Origin of the sequence: Gordonibacter sp. An230, from assembly GCF_002159915.1 — a bacterium.
GTDB lineage: Bacteria > Actinomycetota > Coriobacteriia > Coriobacteriales > Eggerthellaceae > Rubneribacter.
In genome coordinates this window covers 20,863-40,312 of sequence record NZ_NFJP01000026.1, presented here as the reverse complement: position 1 = coordinate 40,312, position 19,450 = coordinate 20,863, and the positions used below count along the sequence as shown (strand labels likewise).

General features: G+C 62.4%; 15 protein-coding genes. 3 read left to right on the top strand and 12 right to left on the bottom strand.

Annotated elements, in window-relative coordinates; all coding sequences use genetic code 11:
* Window positions 1-61: 61 nt before the first annotated feature.
* Window positions 62-1,828, bottom strand: a complete 1,767-nt coding sequence (locus B5F40_RS12520) for an FAD-dependent oxidoreductase (RefSeq protein ID WP_087194620.1) — start codon at window positions 1,826-1,828, stop codon at window positions 62-64.
* A gap of 114 nt (window positions 1,829-1,942) precedes the next feature.
* On the opposite strand from B5F40_RS12520, the gene B5F40_RS12515 reads away from it, so the two are divergent.
* Together B5F40_RS12515 and B5F40_RS16305 are read left to right on the top strand one after the other, a co-directional pair.
* The gene (locus B5F40_RS12515) at window positions 1,943-3,472 is read left to right on the top strand and encodes a response regulator transcription factor (protein WP_087194619.1); all 1,530 of its coding nucleotides are present in this window, start codon (window positions 1,943-1,945) and stop codon (window positions 3,470-3,472) included.
* 325 nt (window positions 3,473-3,797) lie between these two features.
* The gene (locus B5F40_RS16305; RefSeq protein ID WP_162610975.1) at window positions 3,798-3,950 is read left to right on the top strand and encodes a hypothetical protein; all 153 of its coding nucleotides are present in this window, start codon (window positions 3,798-3,800) and stop codon (window positions 3,948-3,950) included.
* A gap of 112 nt (window positions 3,951-4,062) precedes the next feature.
* Here B5F40_RS16305 and B5F40_RS12505 read toward each other — a convergent pair whose 3' ends face one another.
* The 9 genes from B5F40_RS12505 to argF form a co-directional block, all read right to left on the bottom strand.
* Window positions 4,063-5,112 carry an aspartate-semialdehyde dehydrogenase gene (locus B5F40_RS12505; protein ID WP_087194617.1) on the bottom strand — a complete coding sequence of 350 codons (1,050 nt, stop codon included), beginning with the start codon at window positions 5,110-5,112 and terminating at the stop codon, window positions 4,063-4,065.
* 690 nt (window positions 5,113-5,802) lie between these two features.
* Entirely contained in the window at window positions 5,803-7,083 is a 1,281-nt protein-coding gene (locus B5F40_RS12500; RefSeq protein ID WP_087194616.1) for an aspartate kinase, read from the bottom strand.
* A 915-nt stretch (window positions 7,084-7,998) separates the two neighbouring features.
* Window positions 7,999-8,499: a hypothetical protein gene (locus tag B5F40_RS16020; RefSeq protein WP_140396506.1), complete on the bottom strand. Its 501-nt coding sequence runs from the start codon at window positions 8,497-8,499 to the stop codon at window positions 7,999-8,001.
* A complete protein-coding gene (locus B5F40_RS12490) occupies window positions 8,489-9,127 on the bottom strand; it encodes a DUF1700 domain-containing protein (protein ID WP_162610974.1) in 639 nt (212 codons plus the stop codon). The genes B5F40_RS16020 and B5F40_RS12490 overlap by 11 nt, the downstream gene beginning before the upstream one ends.
* Window positions 9,124-9,447, bottom strand: coding sequence for a PadR family transcriptional regulator (locus tag B5F40_RS12485; protein WP_204217398.1), 324 nt, complete (start codon window positions 9,445-9,447; stop codon window positions 9,124-9,126). Before B5F40_RS12485 ends, B5F40_RS12490 begins: the two co-directional genes overlap by 4 nt.
* 885 nt (window positions 9,448-10,332) lie before the next feature.
* On the bottom strand, window positions 10,333-11,325 hold the full coding sequence (locus B5F40_RS12480) for a hydroxyacid dehydrogenase (RefSeq protein ID WP_087194613.1): 993 nt from the start codon (window positions 11,323-11,325) through the stop codon (window positions 10,333-10,335).
* A gap of 437 nt (window positions 11,326-11,762) precedes the next feature.
* Entirely contained in the window at window positions 11,763-12,623 is an 861-nt protein-coding gene (locus tag B5F40_RS12475; RefSeq protein ID WP_087194612.1) for a dimethylarginine dimethylaminohydrolase family protein, read from the bottom strand.
* Window positions 12,624-12,680: 57 nt separating this feature from the next.
* Window positions 12,681-14,201, bottom strand: a complete 1,521-nt coding sequence (locus tag B5F40_RS12470; protein ID WP_087194611.1) for a YfcC family protein — start codon at window positions 14,199-14,201, stop codon at window positions 12,681-12,683.
* Window positions 14,202-14,440: 239 nt separating this feature from the next.
* Window positions 14,441-15,457: an ornithine carbamoyltransferase gene (gene argF, locus B5F40_RS12465; protein WP_087194610.1), complete on the bottom strand. Its 1,017-nt coding sequence runs from the start codon at window positions 15,455-15,457 to the stop codon at window positions 14,441-14,443.
* Window positions 15,458-15,696: 239 nt separating this feature from the next.
* On the opposite strand from argF, the gene B5F40_RS12460 reads away from it, so the two are divergent.
* Complete coding sequence (locus B5F40_RS12460; RefSeq protein ID WP_087194609.1) at window positions 15,697-17,106, top strand: sodium:solute symporter; 1,410 nt, start codon at window positions 15,697-15,699, stop codon at window positions 17,104-17,106.
* 112 nt (window positions 17,107-17,218) lie between these two features.
* Here the strand turns inward: B5F40_RS12460 and B5F40_RS16715 are convergent, their stop codons facing one another.
* Entirely contained in the window at window positions 17,219-17,764 is a 546-nt protein-coding gene (locus B5F40_RS16715) for a PucR family transcriptional regulator (protein ID WP_239443049.1), read from the bottom strand.
* Window positions 17,765-17,774: 10 nt separating this feature from the next.
* Complete coding sequence (locus B5F40_RS16710) at window positions 17,775-18,392, bottom strand: PucR family transcriptional regulator ligand-binding domain-containing protein (RefSeq protein ID WP_239443048.1); 618 nt, start codon at window positions 18,390-18,392, stop codon at window positions 17,775-17,777.
* Between the last annotated feature and the right edge of the window lie 1,058 nt (window positions 18,393-19,450).

Sequence of the window (19,450 nt, the reverse complement as noted above, 5' to 3'; positions counted from 1 at the left end):
CGCGTCCCAGAAAGATTCAGCCTTCGGAAAGCCGCAAGGGGGGGGGCAAGGACGCGCGCAATTACAGCTCGGCCAGATCGCGTCCGAGCAGATACGACAGCGTCCCGCATACCGCTCCAAGGTTCTGCCCGGGCATGACGAAGTTGTACGTGTTCGCGTAAAAGTCACCCGTCATGATACCTGTGTTGTACAGGCCCTCGATGGGAATGTCGTCCTCCTCGCACACCTGCATCTTGTCGTTGGTGCGCAGGCCTCCGCACACCGTGAGGAAGGTCGCGCCGGTGATCTTCGTCGCATAGAACGGGGGCGTTGAAATGGGATGGAGGACCTCTGGGTTCACATGGAACTGCTCGTCCACGCCCGCCTCGGCATAAGCGTTGTACTGTTTGATGGTGGCCAGCGCCTTTTCCTGATCGATGCCGTCCATCTGGGCGACCAGCTCCTCGATGGTGTCAGCTTTATAGTACGCGGCGCCCGTGCCGATGGACTGCTTGCCGCTCTCGGCATTCTGGTCCCACGAGGCGATCAGTTCTTCGGGCGAAAGCGGCATGATGCCGTTCTCGTGGTCGATGCAGCAGCCGAACTGCTCCCATTCGTCCTGCGTGTAGGCGTACGCCGTATCCCATACAGCGTAGGCGGTCTTTTGCGGAAGCTGCAGCACCGAGATGGCGCCGTACGCGAAGTTCGTGCACTCGTTTTGGTAGCGCTCGCCGTGAACGTCCATGTTGAGACCCCAGAAGTTGGAGATCACTCCGTGCGCCGGGCCCGACGCGCCACCGTTGATCATGGGAGGCACCGGATAGGCTTTCTGCCATGCGGCACCCACCCACAGGCCCATCTTCTGACCGTCGCCCGGCATGAGGCCCGAATACACAAGCTCGGCGTCGTAGTCCACGTCGCCGAACGTGAGCGAGTCTTTGAAGTTCTCCCACGCCCACGGACTGTACTTCGCCATCATGTCGGGATTCTTCGAGAAGTCGCCCGTGGCCAGCACCACGGCCTTGTTCGCTGCGTACTTCACGTACGAGCCGTCCTCGCGCTGCGCGACCACGGCGGACACGCGGCCCGTGTTGTCGTCGTCGCGAACGAGGTAACGCGCGACGGTCTTGTAGTGGATCTCGCCGCCAAAGTCGTCGGTGAAGATGTCAGCATACGCCTGGACCTCGAGCGGCGCTCCGTACAGTGCGCCGAAGGGCTGCTCGTCGTTGTAGAAGTTATGCGACGCGGGCGGCACGGTGATGGTGCCGTCAGGATCGTAATAGCCCGGCTCGAGGCAGCACTTGAGGCCCTTTTTCTCCATGTGGTCGATGGTCCAGTCGATGGATTCGGCGGAATGGTTGATCCATCGCTCCCACTTCTTCTTGTCCATGAAGTACGAACCCGCAGTCTGCTCGGCCTTCACGATCTCGCGCGCCGATTCGGGCGTGTAATCAACGCCTTTGGCTTTCTGATACTTCGAGCCAATGGCGTGGTTCGATCCACCGCGGCTGATGGGCTTGCTGCTTGCGGAGAACACGATGACGTCTGCGCCCTGCTCGGCAGCGGACACCGCCGTGCACAACCCCGCCATGCCCGATCCCACGATGACGATGTCATGCGTGTACGTTTCGACAATGTCCGAATCGGCCACCGGCTCGGGCGGAATCTCGAAGCTCCATTTCACTTCTCGACAGTTGTCCGCCGTCAGCACGTCCGCCGCGCCGTTTGAAGACGAAGCGGCGCCCGCCCCTTCGCTCTGCGGCGCACACGCCGCAAGCGCAGCGCCCGTAGCTGTCAACGCACCGGTTGCCAAGGCTCCTTTGAGAAAATCTCGACGGTTCAGTTCCATACGCGATCCCTCCTCGCTCATCCACGATCAACAACGAAACCTGCCCCAGTCTCGCATGAAGCATCGTGACGCGCATTCACATGAAGCTGGTGTTTTGCCTGGGGGGAGGATCACATGGATCAGGTGAAATACGCGCGATCCCTGCCCGCCTGGCAACTTTGCGCCATGGGGAACGCGTTTTCGCCTACAATAGCCACGGGAGGGGCTATGGCGAATGCAAAGAAAACCCAGCTGTTTTTGGTCGCTGTCGGGTTCGCATGCTTTCTGGCGATGAACTCGTTCTCGCTGTGGGGCTTCGCGTTCCTTCCCCAGTTCGCATTCGGCGAAAACGTGCAGAGCGGGTGGAGCGCCCCTGTGTCGCTGGGCAACATAGCCGCGTTCTTCGCCTTCGCCGTCGGCTCGGCGCGACTCCCAAAGCTGTTCGACCGCGCCCCGTTCTTCGAAGCGGTGCTGCTGGTGGCGGCAGGCACTATCTTTCTTTTAGGGTTTTTCGTCACTTCGCAGACCGTCCTGCTCACCGTATCCGCAATGTTGGTAGGTGTGGGCACCACGTGCTGCTTCATCTGCTGGGAGACGGCGCTGTCGCTAAGCGAACCGCAAGAGACGAGAAAGCAGATCGTCTGGGGATCGACGCTCTCTCTTGCGCCTTTCGGGCTGTTCTTCGTGTTCGGCCAGACAGGGCTACTGCTCGCCGAGTCGGTGCTCGCGCTCTGCAACCTCGTGCTCCTGCATTTCGCGCTGCGGTTTCCCAGAGCAAGGGCGGTCGGGCCGCGTAAAGCGGCGGATGCGGCGCGAGAGACGCTGCCAACCGTCTGCCGCCGCTTTTGGAAGCCGCTTCTCTGCATCGTCATGGTCGGCGTCATCTCCCCCGTCATCGGCCAGACGACGTTTTCCGGCAACCTCGCGTTCGCCGAGAACTGCGCCGTCGTGCTCTCGGCCAACCTCCTTTCGGCCGCCATCCTCGCCGTCGCGTGGCTGGCGCTGGGAAAGGACGCCTCGATATCGAAAACCTACGTCGTGCTGTTTCCCGTATTCATCACCGCGTTCTTGGCGTTCCCTTTCATCGAGGAGCACTACCGCATCGTCGTCTCACTCGTGGGGAGCTTCGGCTTCACGTTGTTCTCCATCGTCATGATGGTATCGTGCATCGACATCGCTTACGAGCGGGGTTCGAGCCTCGTGTTCACATATGCGCTGTTCGCCGGCATCACGTATTCGTCGCGCCTGATTGGACAGGAGGTCGCTGCCATGATTGTCCGCAATTCGCCGTCGCAGGAGATGCAGATCGTCATGAGCGCGTTCGTGCTTTTGTATGGCTGCTCGCTGGCGATGTTCGCCCTCGTGCGCAAAGGCACGACGGACCCGAGCAACGACGTCCCAGGTGGCATCGACGTGCTGCGGCAAGCATGCGAGCAGCTCTCTCGCGAGCGCGGGCTGTCGGCGCGGCAAGCCGAAGTGCTCGACCTGCTCGTGCACGGATACGACGTGCCGTCCATCGCCGAGAAGCTCTTCATATCGGAAAACACCGTACGCACGCACACGAAGAAAGTGTACGCTCTGCTCGATGTGCACTCGAAACGCGAGATCGTCGACCTCGTGAACGCCCGCAGCGCAACGAGCGGAAAGGCAGGCGATGCGCCCTAAGGGAGGGAACGAATCGTTTCGAACGCCGGAGAGGGCTCCGGCGAAAAGACGTCCCGCACACCTCAGCGAGCAAAGGGCAGCCCGCGAAGAGCGACGAGGTTGGCGATGCTGGGAAAATGCCGGCGGGATCGCGAACCGATCAGGCAAGCACCGCAGCGCCGCTTGCCGACCGAGCGTTCGACCAGAAGCGCGCCCCATGCCTGTGCGAAGAGGATCGCAGACCGCACTCGCGGAATCTTAACCATCAGCGCGTTTCCTTTGTACCTTCTTAACAGCCCAGCCGATAAGCTGTCCCCAACGTATCGGATCGCAGAAGGAGAGCGCTGTGGAAGCAACGATGATCGAGATGGTCGCGCTGTTCTTGTCCGGATTCGCCTGCATGGGATCGGCATTGCTCCTCGCCGGGCTCCTGTTCGTGGAGAGGACCCCCGCAGGCTGGCAGATCAGAACCCCTTGGCAGCCCCGTCGATCCCGCTAGGCGCGCAGAGCGCAGAATTCGCCAGAACCCGCTCGCCAAACGCCTGAGCCCGAAATGACAGCCGAACGGAAGCGCGTCTGCGGGATGTCGCAAGGCTTGCAGGCGCATCCTCCTACGGAAGCAGCAGCTGGGCGATCTGCACGGCATTGAGCGCCGCGCCTTTGCGGATCTGGTCGGCCACCACCCACAGCGCCAAGCCGTGATCCACCGTGTCATCGCGGCGGATGCGGCCCACGTAGGTGTCGTTCGTACCCGCCAAAAGCCCCGGCATGGGATACGCGTTCTCGGCGGGGTCGTCCAGAAGCGTCACGCCCGGCGCCGCCGCCAGCGCCGCACGCGCAGCCTCCACGCTCACCTCATCCGCGAACTCCACGTTCACCGCCTCGCCGTGGCAGCGCAGCACGGGCACGCGCACGCAGGTGGCGGCCACGCGGATGCGCTCGTCGCCCATGATCTTCTTCGTCTCCACGACCATCTTCCACTCCTCTTTCGTGGAGCGGTCGTCGAGGAACTTGTCGATGTGCGGGATGCAGTTGAACGCGATGCGGTGCTGGAACGCCTCGACGGTCAGCTCGTCGTCGGCCTTGCCGTCCAGAAACTCGCGCGTCTGGTCGTACAGCTCGGCCATCGCCGGCGCGCCGGCGCCGCTCGCCGCCTGATAGGTGGACACCACCACGCGCGTGATGCGCGCCAGGTCGTAGAGCGGCTTCAGCGCCACCACCATCTGGATGGTGGAGCAGTTCGGGTTCGCGATCACGCCGGAATGCCACGCGATGTCGCCCGGGTTCACCTCGGGCACCACGAGCGGCACGTCCGCGTCCATGCGAAACGCGCTCGAGTTGTCGATCATCACCGCGCCGGCGCGCACCACGGCCTCGCGCAGCTGTTTCGACACGCTCGCTCCGCAGCTGAACAGCGCGATGTCCACGCCCTCGAAGCTCTTGGGCGTCATCTCCTGCACGGTCAGATCGCCCGCCGGCACGTCGCCGCAGCCGTCGAAGGGCAGCTTCTTGCCCGCCGAGCGCGCCGAGGCCAGCGCCCGCACCTCGCTCGCCGGGAAGTCAAGGTCGTGCAGCACGCGCAGAAACTCCGCGCCCACCGCGCCCGTGGCCCCCGCCACCGCCACCACCGGCCGCGCCGGCATGATCTTCGTCCACGTCATTCGCTGCTCCTTTGCTGCACGAAAAACCCGACCCGTTGCAAAAAACGCCCTCGATGCGGTTATACTACAAAAGTCAGCGGACCGCCTGAGGTGAAGACCAGGCGGCACCGTTAAAGTGGATAGACCGCTAGTTGCTGCTAGCGGTCATCTTTTTGATGCGCCATCAGCGTCTTGGCGAACGCCACCGCCTCCTGCAGCAGCCCGACGATCGCAGCCGCCAACCCGGCAGCCAAGCTGCCAGCTGAAGGAACGCGAGCATGGCATCCAAGCGAGTCGCCTCCTTTCGCAAAAGAAGGCGCCGCCCGACGCTCAGAACCTACGTTCGCCGATCCATCGACATTCTAGCACGAGAAGCGCCCCGCCTCGCATGCAGCGCCGATCTTTCGACGACGCGCTCCCGACGGTTTCCGCCAGCCCCCGATCAGGCAGTCCCGGCCATCGCCGCCGCCGGATTCGCCGGCGCGATCTTCGCCCACGCCATCGAAAACCCCCTTTTTCAAAAAACCTATAGGTTGGCGTAGTAAGTCAGCGAGCGGCGCTGGAGTGCACCGCATTCGTGGGATCGCGCGGACGAAGTGTGCTTCGTACGTGAGTTCGCGAGATCGCGCGAAGGCGGCGCACTCCAGCGCCACGCAGCGTCAAGCAGTTCCGCCGGTCGGTAGACCGGCGGAACTGCGGAACGGCGGAACCTCACCGCCCCTTCGCCATCTTCGCCGCGATCTCCTCGGCAGAGAGCTGCGTCTCCTCGAACACGCTGTCGCTGTCCAGATCGAACGCCGTGTGCAGGCAGCGAACGGCAGCGGCGGCCTGCGCGCCGTCCACCACCACGGACAGGCGAATGGGCGAGGTGGAGATGGCCAGGATGTTGATCTGGTTCTCCCCCAACGTCGAGAACGCGCGCGCCGCCACGCCGGGCGACGACTTCATGCCCGTGCCCACGAGGCTCACTTTCGCGATGTCCTCGTCCACGTCGTAATCGCGCGCATTGATGCCAGGCAGGATGCGCTCCACCGTTTCGCTAGCGCGCGCCAGATCGGCGCCGGGGCACGTGAAGCTGATGTCGGTGAAACCGTCCTCGGAGATGTTCTGGATGATCATGTCCACGCTCACGTTGTTGCCCGCCAGCGCGCTGAACACCTTCGCAGCCACACCGGTCATGTCGGGCACGCCGCGGATGGTGAACTTCACCTCGGACGTGTCGTGGGCGATGCCGGTGATGACGGCTTCCTCCATCATGTCGGTTTCCTCCTTGATATAGGTGCCCGTCGCGTCGGAGAACGCAGAGCGGGAATGGATGACCACCTCGTATTTGCGCGCGAACTCCACGGCGCGCATCTGCAGCACGCCGGCACCGGCGCCCGACAGTTCCAGCATATCGTCGTAGCTGATGGCGTCCAGTTTCTTGGCGCGCGGGCACACGCGCGGGTCGGCCGTGTACACGCCGTCCACGTCGGAGTAGATCTCGCACACGTCGGCGCCCAAGCCATGGGCCACCGCCACCGCCGTGGTGTCGGAGCCGCCGCGGCCAAGCGTGGTGATGTCGCCGTTCGCATCGATGCCCTGAAAGCCCGCCACCACGGCGATCATGCCTTTGTCCAAAGCCTCCGTGATGCGCTCGGTGTGCACCATCATGATCTTCGCCTTGGCATGGGCGCCGTCCGTCTCGATGCCAGCCTGGCGACCGGTGAAGCTCATGGCCTTGTAGCCGCGCGCTTCGATGGCCATGGCGAGCAACGTCATGGACACCTGCTCGCCGGTGGACAACAACCGGTCCATCTCACGGGCGGGCGGGTTGTCGTTCAACTGGTTCGCCAGACCCACCAGCTCGTCGGTGGTCTTGCCCATGGCCGAAACGACAGCCACCACATCGTGTCCCTGCTGCTTCTTCGCGATAAGCTTCTTCGCGACCATCTGGATGCGCTCGGGCGAAGCGACGGACGTGCCTCCGAATTTGCATATGATGAGCGACATGACGTTCTTTCTCGTCCGGGGAATGCTGGTCGGATTACCACTATACCAAACATCCAGCGCGGAACCGAGCGAAAACCCGTCGTCAAACGCGTTTTCCATGGGGAATGCGAAGCGATGAGAAGGCACGAGACGCCTGCGCGAAAATCGAGCCACGCCCAGATGCGCAACCCGAAACGGACAGCGCAACCCGCCATGCCCGCCGGACTGCCATCGGACCCCGCACGGACATGCGACCTGAAGCAGACGCCCCGAAGAGGGCGGCAAGACGTGCACAGCTTCGATTTGCATGGAAAACTCGGCTTCCGAAAAGAAACGGGGGGGGGGCAACCACCTCCGAACACGCCGGTCCCCGGCCCCCCGCACGTCAACAGATGCATCGAGCGGAGGAGGGGGGCATCCACCGCCGTATCACGGACTCTCTCGCCAGCAGCATTCCGCCGCCCCCCAGTCGAAAGCGGCGCCCCGCTTGACGAAGGCCTCGCGCCCCATGGAGAGATGTCGCCCTCCGCCGGCTCTAATCGATAGCGACGCCCCGCCCCCGCCGCGTCCGTCCGACCCGCCGATTCGCGCACGCCGACGGCGATTTGGCAAGAGGGACCGTGCGAAATGGCACAGATCGCGCCTTGTGCATAGATGTCGAACTCCGTTCAGAGCGTTTTTCGCTTTCTGAAAATCAGCGACCTGCGGAAATGGAGGCGGTGCAGCAGCAAGGGGCACCGAAAAAAGTCCGCGATCCATGCACAAGGCGCGATCTGTGCCATTTCGAACGGCTTTCCGCACCGCCTCCCCATTTTTCGATGTTCGCTCGATAACAACGCCCCAAACTCTGATGCTTTCAAAAGCTTCCAACCCGACTTCGATCACCGACCCTTGCCTTGCCGCCGAAAGAAGCACCCGCGAGCAGAGATCGCACGACTACCAGAGCGAATCGGCAACGAAGGAGAGGGCGCGAAGCCAGATGGAGAGCTTGTCCGAAAATCCGAACGCAGCCGGAGGCTCCTCCCCTGCGGACGGTTTGGGCGAATCGACGACCGACGATTCGGAAGCCACAGACGCCGTAGCCGATGGAACCGACGCCGCCGAAGACGAGATCGCGGAGGCGAAAACCACCGGTCCGGTCGGCAAGCCGGAAACCTCAAAGGCAGCTGGAGGAAGCGTTTGGCGAAACGCCGCCGAAGCGGCAGGAGACTCAGGAGCCGCAGGAACCTCGGGCATTGCCGGAGCAGCCGGAGACGACGGAGCAGCCGACGGCTCGGAGGAAGCCGGTACTCCCGGGATGCTGATTCCCGCAGGAACGGGCATCTGAAGCTGCCGCACGTCGAACCCGACCACCATCAGCGCGGCCATCATGAGCATAATCCCCAAAGCGCAGCACGCCCCGGCAATTGCAAACCACCGCTTCATGTTACCCTTCATGCGCAGCCCCCTTCTCGTCGAATCGCCCGGATTTCGGCGCCTTCACGAACAGCGACTTTATTTTCGCCGCGTACTTCCGCGACGCCTCGATAAACCACACGCTCGCCCTCTTTGCTCCGAACAGGCAGAACACTCCCAAGCCGAAGCAGAGCAGCCCGCCGCCCAACTGCCACACCCCCACCACCGGCATCCCAGTCGCCACGCAATACACAAACATGATCAGTCCAAGCGGAGCCCCCAGCAAAAGTCCGCCGGACACAAGCCAGACCGAAAACGCAAGCGCCCAAATCAACACGTACACGCTGAACGCCGCCGATGCGGCAACAAGCGCAAGCGTCACCCAAATAGGCGAAAGCGCCACGGCCAGAATCCAGTTCACCGAAGCGCTGCCCGTCTTCGACTTCGCAATGGCTTTCGGAATGGGCGGCAGTTCCGCCACGATGGACCGCGCCACCTCCGAAGGCCCTCCAAGCGCTGCCACGGCCTCCGCCTCGGACGAACCGTCTTCGATGCGGTCGTCGATCATCTCCTCGATGAAGGCGACGGACTTGTCTGCCTCCGATGCGGGAAGGCCGGCCAGCTCGCACCGAAGCGCCTCCAAGAACTCCCGCTTTCCCATCTTGCTCATGCGTCGCCCCTCGCTTCCTCGCCTCTGATGAACCGGTAGATCGCCTGCACGTCGTCCCATTCGTCCACGAATTCGTCCAACCGCGCGCGACCTTCGGACGTGATGCGGTAATACTTCCTCAGCCGCCCGTTGTGCTCGACGGAGCGCACCGTCAGATGCCCCGCCGCCTCCAACCGCTTGAGCAGCGGATACAACGTCGATTCGGTCAAGCCCAGCACATCGGGAACGCTTCGCAGGATACGGTACCCATACGAGTCCTCGGTGCGTATCGACGCGAGCACGCACGCTTCGAGAAACCCTCTCTTCATCTGCGCGTCCACGTTATATACCTCCGTTAGTCTTATACTATGTATTACATAGTACTATATGACGCGATGTCTTTCAAGAGGGAAGCGAGAAGCCGGAAGACAGGAAGAGACGGGCATAAGACCAGCTGCTCAAGCAATACCGCCGTTGGCTCAACGTGAAGCGAGAAGCCGGAAGGCAGGAAGAGACGGGCATGGATGAGAAAAATGCAAGGAACGAGAAAGGAGGGGCACGAGCGAAACTGAGGCGGGGAGGCGGAAGCACGAAAAGGGATGGAGCGTGGAAAAGCCGGGGCTGCAATCATAAGCGTAAGAGGCCGAGAGGAGAAGAGAGGCGCGAGACGAAGAAGAACGGCTTACGATCACGTAAGGACGAGGTAAGCGTTCCCCAAGCCACCCGTAAGGTGCAGCGTCCATACTGTACGAAAGACGAAAAGCGCGCATGTCGCAGATGACGGGAGGGCTTATGGGCAGATCGCTCGGAACAACCTGCAAGGCAATCGCACTTGTCGCGGCAACAGGAGCCGCCCTGTTCTTCGCCTGCCTTTTCGGCGAATGCAGTCGGGTACGCTACCCCACCCGCGGGAAAGGACCCTCCCGCATTTCGAAACGCGGGAAGTGAAGCGAACCTTCGGCCTTTGCCTTTGCGCATGCTGGCGAGCGGTGCTCGCTCGACAGAAGCGGCCGCAACCATGCGCGAAACGACCGCGCTGCGCATCGGCGGCCGCGACCGTGCGCCAAGAAGCGCAGCGATCACGAGCGGAGCCCGGCCCTCGCCCCCGCCCATGATCGTTTCGCCCCTCCTTCAACGCCCCGCGAACACGCGCACCCGCAGCCGTCCACCTTCAAACGCCCGGCCAAGCCCGCCTCTCGAAGCCTACGCCCCGCTCAACGCGAGCCTCATCGCACCTCGTTGACCAGCTTGAACACCCGCTCCTTCTCCCCTTTCAGGAAGTGGACGATGTTCTCGCAGCTCAGACGCTCCAAGTCCTCGATGGCCGTCGTCGAGTAGAACGCCGAGTGCGGCGTGATGATCACGTTGTCGCGCCCCACGAGCGGATGGCTCGCCAAATCGGGCGTCTCGTCGTACAGCACGTCGGCGCCGAACGCGCGCAACGCGCCCGCGTCGAGCGCTGCCACGAGCGCCTCCTCGTCCACGCACAGGCCGCGGCCCAAATTGATGAAGAGGGGTCGGCGCGCCATCGCGGCGAACGCCGCTTCGTCGAAGTAGCGTGCGTTTTCCTCGGTTAGGCACATATGGTTCACGATGATGTCGGACTGGGCTAGAAGCTCGTCTTTCGTCACGCGCGTCACGCCGCGTTCGCAAAACTCCGCGTCCTCCACGTACGGGTCGCACGCTATCACGCGCTTCACCAAACCCGACGCCTTCCCAGCCGTGCACTTGCCGATCTTTCCGAACCCGACGATTCCCAAAACCTGATCTTCCAGACGCGGCCACTGCGGAGCGGCGGCGTAATCCCACCTGTGGCGCTCGTCGATCTCGCGCTGGTAGAACTTGAGGTGCTTGTTAAGCGCGAACATATACGCGATGGCGCTCTCCGACACGTCCCAGGTGCAGTACTCGCCCACCGGGCATACCCCGATGCCCCGCCGCGTTGCCTCGTCCAAATCAACTTGGTCGAATCCGGTGGAGTTGAGCGACACCACCTTGAGCTTCGGCGCATGGTCCATCGCCTCGGCGTCCACCGTGACGAACGCCGTGAGCAGCGCGTCGGCGTCGGCGAGGCGGGCGTAGAACCCGCCGCGGTCGGCCTCGTCGTACTCGTACACCTCCACCTCGACGTCCGCGCCGAGGCCCGCTCGCAGCGTTTCGATCTCCAACGCGTGATCGGGCATCATGGAGTCGGGGTGATCGCAGATCAGAACCTTCATGAGCATCTCCTATTCGCTCGCATCCGAAGACGTGACAAAAGACGAAGAACGGGACGGGGGCATGGGGGCTCAAGGGAGGACGATGACAAACGCCGCAAGCGGGAAGCGGAAGCCGGAAAGCGGATGGCGGAAAGGGACGGCGGAAGCGAGCAGCGCCCCTCTTCGCATCCACCCATGCGCCCCGTTCGCAAGATTGTCGCGCAGGCGAACGGAGCGCATCCTCCCGCACGCAGCAGACGTCGCCGCGCCTCCAACATGAACTGCGCGCATTCCCAACGGACGCGCCCTCCCACATACGGCAGGCATCGCCTTCGACCCTCCCGACTGCACCCCGGAACTCCCCGCCCCGCGCTTCCAAAGCCCGCCCGATCAAACGCGCGACCAGGCGGGCAAGGCGACCGTCCGCAGCCTCAAGCGCCGCGGACGGCCTGCTCGCGTTACGGGCGCTCGATGGGCTGCGTGAGGCAGTGGGGGCCGCCGCCCGCATGCAGGATCTGGTCGAGCGGCACGTCGATGACGTCGATGCCGAGCGCGCGCATCTTGTCGTTGATGTGCTTGTTCTTCTCGATGGCGATGACCTTGCCGTCGCCGATGCACTGCACGTTGCAGCCGTGCTTGTACATGTCCTCGCTGTCCACGGGAATGAGCTCGAAGCTGCGGCGGCGGAGCATCTGCAGGAAGTTGTACGGCAGCTGGTCGATGCAGGCAAGCGCCACCTGCGGGGCCACGATGTTGAAAATCATGTCGAGGTGCAGGTTGTCCGGCGGGCACGGCACGCCCACCACGGTGTAGCCGAACTTCTGCAGCTGGTCGCGCAGGTTGTCCACGCCGGCCTGGTCGGTGCGGTCCACCTGGCCGAACGCCAGCGTGTGCTCGTCGATCATCCAGAAGTCGCCGCCCTCCATGCAGCCGGCGTTCACGCGGGCCACGATGGGCACGCCCATCTCCTTCAATTTCTCCTCGTAGGCCACGGCCTCCACCTGACGCACCGGATGGCGGAAGTGGCCTATCACGGCGCCTTCCTTGATCATGCAGCCGTAGTCGCGGGCGAAGGTCATCACCTCGAACTCGGGGCGCGCCTCCACCTCCACGACCTCGATGCCATTGGCCTTGTAGGCGTCCACGAGCATCTGCCACTCGGACACCATGACCTCGTTTTTCTCCTTATCGCCTTTCTTCATCCACTCGGCGGTGATCACGTTGATGCCGTTGAACTTGTAGTAGCGCGGCGAGCACATCATCACCTTTTTGAGCGGATTGGTGGCGTTCGACACGTACACCTTCTCGTCTTCAGCCATGGGAGTCTCCTTTCTCTAGCATGGTCTTCGATCACTTGCGTACAGGTCGCTCGGGTCTTAAATCATTACCAGCACTGCCAAGAACGCACAGCAGCAGGCAAAGAGGATGCCGACGATAGGCGCGGCCTTCTTCACCCAGTCGCCGTAGCTCATGTGCGCGGCGGCGGTGCATGTCATCACCACGATGGAGCACGGGGTAATCATCTTCGCCAAGCCAAGCGCCATCAGGTAGATGATGACCATGATGTACACGTCCACGCCCGCGAACTGGGACAGCGTGCCCATGATGCCCATGGTGGCGGCGGCAAGGCCAGTGGACGAGGGAATCAGGCAGGCAATCAGGAAGTAGCACACCAGCGCCACGATGACGAACGCCACGGGCGGAAGCGAGGCCAACGCGCCCTCGCAGGCATGCAGGATAGACGGGGTTATCTGGCCGTTGTCCATGACAACCTGGATGCCTCGCGCCAGCGGCACAACGAACGCAGTGGGAACCAGACCGGCGGCTCCTTTGAGGATGATGTCGATGGTTTCATCGGCGCTGTAGCGCATGACCACGCCGATGAGGATGACCATGACGAGCGTAATCATCGACAGTTCAGGGAAGTACCAGTTGCCGAATGCCGTCATGTCGGTACCCAGGATGTTGCACACGATAGGCGTAGCGGCCACCCAGGCCACGAAGTCCTCAAAGAACGTCCAATCGGGGTTGAGCGACGTCCATGGCGTCAGGCCGATGATCATGAACACGAATGTGAGGACGAACAGAGCCAGCGCGCCCTTCTGGCGGCCCGTGAGGGCAAGGTCTCCGTCATCGGCTGCGGGGAATTCTTTCAAGTCCTGCTCGCGACGGAAGAACTGGATGGACTTCTCCGGGTGCGCCTTGATCCTATCCGCATAGCGGCAGATGAGGAAAATCACAATGGCGTCGAAGATGACGAACATCGCCACGCGCTCCAGCATACCCTCGCCGGGCGAAATGCCCGCGATGCCGGACGCAATGCCCGTGGAAAACGGGTTGATAATGGACGACAGGCAGCCGATCTGGGTGCCGAACACCACGATCATGATGGCCGTCACGGTATCGAGCCCTAAGGCCAAGATAACCGGGACGAACATCAAGAAGTACACGATGCCTTCCTCGTAAGCGCCTTCCAACGTGCCGAAGAACGACATGATGACAACCAGGATGGCGATGAGCAGGTGCATGTTGTTCTGGTTGGCGTTGGTGATGCGCTTGATGGCGGTTTTCAGCGCACACGTGCGATCCATCATCTCAAGCAGGCTGCCGAACAGCAGGATGGTGAGCGAGATGGAGATTGCGCCGCTTACCGTGCCGCCGCCCAGCATGCCCGTGATGGGCGCCATGAAGATGTCCCACAGGCCTTGCGGGTTGGATTCCACGGTGTGGTACGTGCCCGCAACGGCATCGCCGCCTTCGGTCAAATCGTACGCACCGCCCGGAACAACCCAGGTCAAAAGCGCAATCAGCGCGATGATGGCGAACAGTATCACGTACGTGTTCGGCATCTTGAACTTTTTCTTCACTTTCTTTTTCGCTTCCACTTCTTCAGCCATGGAAGCCCCCTTCTCTCATGGGTCGCAAAGCCCTCCCTTATGCCTTGCGACCAACGGACAGAATGGACGAACCGGGTTCGGGGCGTGTGCAGCCAAGCCCCAAGGGCGAAAGCCCCTTAGGCTGCCACGAGACACAGGCGCGCCCCTTCCCCGAAAACGCGCGAGAACGGATGCCGCCGCCCCCGGTAAGGCCATGATCCAACAGCACGACTCGACGGGTTTGGCAGCATCCCCGCTTCCTACACGCGCGGGATGTACAGGTTGCCCAGCGTGGCGGCCATGATGGCCTTGATGGTGTGCATGCGGTTCTCGGCCTGCTGGAACTGACGGCCGCGATCGCAGTAGAACACGTCGTCGGTGACCTCCATGGCCTCGATGCCGTGCTTGTCCTTGATGTCGGCGGCGTAGTCCGTCTCGGCGTTGTGGAAGGCCGGCAGGCAGTGCAGGAATATCCAGTCGGGGTTCTTGACGTGACTCACGAGCTCGGCGTTCACCTGGTAAGGCGACATGAGGCGCACGCGCTCGGCGAATTGGGACTCCTCGCCCATGGCCGCCCACACGTTCGTGTACACGGCGTCGGCGTCCCTCACGGCTTCCACCGGGTCGTTCGTCACCGTGATGTGCGCGCCGCTTTGAGCGGCGAAGGCCTGCGCCACCTCCACGATGGCCGGATCGGGCTCGAGCTCGGCCGGCGTGGCGTTCACGTAGTTCACGCCCAGGATGGCGCTCGTGATCATGAGGGAGTTCTGCACGTTGTTGCGACCCTGCCCGCAGTAGGCCAGCGTGAGGCCCTCCAGCATGCCGAAGTTCTCCTTCATGGTCATGAAGTCGGCCAGCATCTGCGTGGGATGCTCCTTGTCGGTGAGGCCGTTCCACACCGGCACGCCGCTGTACTTTGCGAGGTCTTCCACGTGCTCCTGCGCAAATCCGCGGAACTCGATGCCGTCGAACATGCTGCCCAGCACGAGCGCGGTGTCGCGCACCGTCTCCTTCTTGCCCAGCTGGATGTCGTTCTTGCCCAGGTACTCGGGGTGCGCGCCCAGGTCGATGCACGCGGTGGTGAAGGCGGCGCGGGTGCGGGTGGAGGTCTTCTCGAACAGAAGCGCGATGTTCTTGCCCGCGAGGTAGTGATGCTCGACGCCCTTCTTCTTTAGGTCCTTGAGGTGCTCGGCGAACCCGATGAGGTACGTCAGCTCGTCTTTGGTGTAGTCCCTCGTGGAGAGGAGGCTGCGCCCCTGGAATACGGACTCGGTCATGTGCAACTCCTTTCGAATCGATGCCCTGTGCGTCCCACCCCGACGGTCGCTGCGCCCAAAAGCGCCGCCCCTCTCGGCAGGTCGGGCACGAAGGCATCATACGCAGCGCCGCCGAGCGGGCCTCTAGACGAGCGGACAAAACCGCTGCAACCCGCTTTGTCCGTTCGAACAAGCGCCCACGCGCAGCGGGAACTTAGGATGAGGCAAGGCTGACAGAGAGCGAAAACGGGGGTTCGAACATGGTTCTCTCACCCATCGACTACGTCATCATCGCGCTGTACTTCATCGTCATCGTGGCTATCGGCTTCACCGCCGCGCGGCTTTCCAAAACGCAGGAAGACTACCTCGTGGCTGGCAGACGGCTTTCGTTTCCCCTGTTCTTCGGCTGCATGGCGGCGCTCACGCTGGGCGGGGGTTCCACGATCGGCAGCACAGAGCTCGGCTACGAGTACGGCTTCGGCGGCATCTGGCTCAACCTGAGCATCGGGCTAGGCTTGGTGCTCGCGGGGTTTCTGGTAACGAGCAAGCTGTCCCGCTTGCGCGCCCTCAGCGTGAACGAGGTGGTGGAGAAAAGCTACGGACCCACGGCGCGCGTGTTCAGCTCGACGCTTACGCTCATCTACACGCTCACGCTCAGCGTGGTGCAGGTCATCTCCATCGGCACCATCATCAACGGGGTCGTCGGCCTCGACCCCACGCTGTCGATGGTGGCAGGCGGAGGCATCGTCATCCTGTACACGTTCGTGGGCGGCATGTGGTCGGTCACCATGACCGACATCGTGCAGTTCGTCGTGAAGACGGTGGGCATCCTCATCCTCGCCCCCATCTTCTGCATCTCGGCTGCGGGCGGTTGGGATGCCCTTGTCAGCAAGGTGCCCGAAACGTACCTGTCGGTGGGCAGCATGGGTTTCGACAAAAGCTTCTCCTACCTCGTGCTGTACGTGCCAGGGCTCATCATCGGACAGGACATCTGGCAGCGCATCTTCACCGCCAAAAACGAAAGGGTTTCGAAGCGGGGCACCATCGGCGCGGGCATTTACAGCATCCTGTACGCGCTGGCCACCGTCATCATCGGCATGAGCGTGGCCGTGCTGTTGCCCCACCTCGACGATCCGCAGAACGCGTTCGTGGTGGGCGTGTCCACGTTCCTACCGATGGGCGTGCGCGGCCTCGTGCTGGCTGCGGCCATGGCGGCCACGATGTCGGTGTCAAGCGGCACCATCTTGGCCTCGTCCACCATCCTGTACAACGACTTGTACGCGCGCTTCATTCAGAAAAGAGGGGATCGCAGAACGGCGCTTCTTGAAGAAGTGACTGTCACGCGACTGTTCGCCCTGATCATCGGCGTAGTGGTGATGATCTGCTCGCTATGGATCAACGATGTGCTGGCAGGCATCGACATCTGCTACGGCTACCTGTCAGGCTGCGTGTTCGTGCCGCTCGTGGCCAGCTTCGTGCTCAAGCGCTTCAGCCCCAACGCAGGGCTGTACGCGCTCGGCGCGAGCGCCGTCGTCGTCACCGCGTGCTTCCTCGTCGTCGGCACGTCCAGCTCCGTTCCCATCGTGGCGGGCATGATCACAGGTCTGGCAGTGTACGCGGCAACGAACCTCTTCGACAAACGGAAGACGCCTTCGCCGTTCCAGCAGTAATGAGGCACCTGGCGAGGGCGATTGACGACTCAACATGAGTTTGCAATTACGATCGCACGTGAAAAACCCTCGGGTTTTGCAAGGGCCGGTCCTGTTGGGACTGGCCCTAGTTTTATTTAGACCTTGCGAGGTCGGGCAGGAACACGAGGCTGAGCAGGTTCACGAGCGCCTTGTCGTCTTCGCGCGGGATGTCGAGAACAGCCTTTATTTTGCGCATGCGGTAGCGCACGGTGTTGGGATGCTGGTGCAACTCATCGGCGATCGCCTTCACGTCACCATGCCGAGCGACAAGCACCTCAGCCGTGCGCATGAGCTCGGTACCGTGCTCCTCGTCGTAGGCGGCAAGCTTTGATCGATGCAAGTCGCTTGCGCTCATGAACAGGCGATCGCTCTTCGCGGCAATCGCAAAGGCATCTAGATGCAGATCGGCCCATCGCACCAGGCGCAGCCCTTGCCGCTGCGCGCTGGCGACGGCGGAAAGCGCCTGCCGGATGGAAAGATCGCCATCGCTCAAAGGCATTGTCTCGCTCGCGCCTCCGTACAGGCCGGCCTCCTGAGCAGCCACAACCAGGCAGCGATCTTCAGCGGCCGACCGCTCCTTCTCGCTTGCCGACGAATAGGACACGAACGCCAAAATGTGCTCGCGATAGCGGCACACCCCGACCGACTCAATGGCAGGGAACTCCTTTCTCAGACCCCCCCCCCGCCATCGCGAGGGACACCGAATCGAGCATAGCGTAGAAAGAGCACGTGTCACCCGCGCGCAGGGCGAACGCGAAGCATTGCAGCTTCGACCCCGTCACACCGACGAGAGAGCTCAGGCGCACACGCACGCGATCGCCGTCATGGGCATCCATCAGCTCGTCGAGGGCCTTTTCCTTGTCCAGTTCGTCTCGATCACGCTGGATAAGAGCAAGCGACTGGTATGCCACCGTCTCATGGTAGGCTCCGTCGTACAGGTAAAGCGGCACACCGCACGCTTCGCTGGCCATGCGCACAGCATCGCTGATGGGAGGCTCGTACACTGTTTTGATGGCGATGGCGGAAACGTCGCGGCGCATCATCGCCAAAAGCGACTTCTCCGCAAGGTCGGGATTGCCGTACGCGAAACCCAGGTTCGTCAGGATGAGCTCGCCCGGCTTGTACACGCGGTACTCGTTGTAATCGGGCGGGCAGTCGAGAATGCCCACATTGCGCACCTCGCGACGCTCAGCGCCTTCGCACGGGGCGATCGGCTCCACGCGCGTGAACGCCGGCAACGCGATGATGTCCGCGACGGTAACCATGGCCCCTCCGTCCTCCGATGCACCCGACCTGCGCATCATACCCCATCGAGCATGTCCGGAAAAGGCCGCACCGCGCGAAATAGGCGGGCGAATCAAAAGTTTGCGCGTATGCCTAGAAAATCATAGATACAGAATATCCGTTCGCAAGATAGTTCTCAGTTCGCAGGCGATGCCGATCCGAACGGAGAAAGCTATGGCGAAGAAAGGGACAAGTAGCCCTTCTTCCATCGCGCAGTTCTGACTCGAGCAAAGCCGAAGCTCGCTACCGAATACCGAACGCCACGTAGGAGATGGCGAGAAAGCCCGAAAGACCCCCCCCCCCCGAGAGCGCACACGCAGCCTTTGAGCACCAACATGGCGGCGAACGGCAAAGGCAGAGGAAGCGCAAGGATCACGGCCAGGGCCAACGCCCATCCCGCCAGCACGGCGGCAATCATTGCAACCGCGCTCACCACCACAAGGGCGACCGCATACGAACGCGGCAGAAATCCCACTACGCCGGCAACTGCGTCGGGAGGGGCGAAACGACCGCCCCCAAGCAGCTCAACGCAAGCTAGCGGAATAGCGCACGAAACAAGCCCGACGCCCCCAGCTCGGCAACCCCGCGTCAGAAAGGCCGGATGTATCGCCGGGGCACACCGCATGCAAGATGGCGAACACCGCCACTCTCGCCGCACCGTCGACAAAAACCGTAGTCAATGGCGCACCTGCCCACAGCGCAAGCGACAACATCCACTTTGGTCAGCCCAGCTGCTCTATAGCGAGTGTCCCCGCACCATCTTCGCAGAGCATTTCATCGTGCGCAGGATCGACATATTCGAAAAGGGGCAGAAGAAGCACGTGGCATCCGCGGACAACCAGTAGAAAGCATAAGACGACGGGACACAACGTCCGCAACCGCCCAACCAAAAGAGGGAAAGCGGGCTCACGACGCACGCCTTCGACGAGGGTTGCAGGTTTGCACGACTAGACCGTACAAACCCGAGCTCGACTCGCCGACCCCGCATCCAACCTTTCCGCGCATCATCGGCGCACCTTTTCGAGGAAACGTTTTCTCA

Bases quoted from the DNA above. Each gene is read 5' to 3' on its own strand.
- B5F40_RS12470 (WP_087194611.1), bottom strand. From the start codon at position 14,201: ATGGCTGAAGAAGTGGAAGCGAAAAAGAAAGTGAAGAAAAAGTTCAAG.
- B5F40_RS12480 (WP_087194613.1), bottom strand. From the start codon at position 11,325: ATGAAGGTTCTGATCTGCGATCACCCCGACTCCATGATGCCCGATCAC.
- argF (WP_087194610.1), bottom strand. From the start codon at position 15,457: ATGACCGAGTCCGTATTCCAGGGGCGCAGCCTCCTCTCCACGAGGGAC.
- B5F40_RS16710 (WP_239443048.1), bottom strand. From the start codon at position 18,392: ATGGTTACCGTCGCGGACATCATCGCGTTGCCGGCGTTCACGCGCGTG.
- B5F40_RS12500 (WP_087194616.1), bottom strand. From the start codon at position 7,083: ATGTCGCTCATCATATGCAAATTCGGAGGCACGTCCGTCGCTTCGCCC.
- B5F40_RS16020 (WP_140396506.1), bottom strand. From the start codon at position 8,499: ATGAAGGGTAACATGAAGCGGTGGTTTGCAATTGCCGGGGCGTGCTGC.
- B5F40_RS12520 (WP_087194620.1), bottom strand. From the start codon at position 1,828: ATGGAACTGAACCGTCGAGATTTTCTCAAAGGAGCCTTGGCAACCGGT.
- B5F40_RS12475 (WP_087194612.1), bottom strand. From the start codon at position 12,623: ATGGCTGAAGACGAGAAGGTGTACGTGTCGAACGCCACCAATCCGCTC.
- B5F40_RS12490 (WP_162610974.1), bottom strand. From the start codon at position 9,127: ATGAGCAAGATGGGAAAGCGGGAGTTCTTGGAGGCGCTTCGGTGCGAG.
- B5F40_RS12515 (WP_087194619.1), top strand. From the start codon at position 1,943: ATGGATCAGGTGAAATACGCGCGATCCCTGCCCGCCTGGCAACTTTGC.
- B5F40_RS12505 (WP_087194617.1), bottom strand. From the start codon at position 5,112: ATGACGTGGACGAAGATCATGCCGGCGCGGCCGGTGGTGGCGGTGGCG.
- B5F40_RS12460 (WP_087194609.1), top strand. From the start codon at position 15,697: ATGGTTCTCTCACCCATCGACTACGTCATCATCGCGCTGTACTTCATC.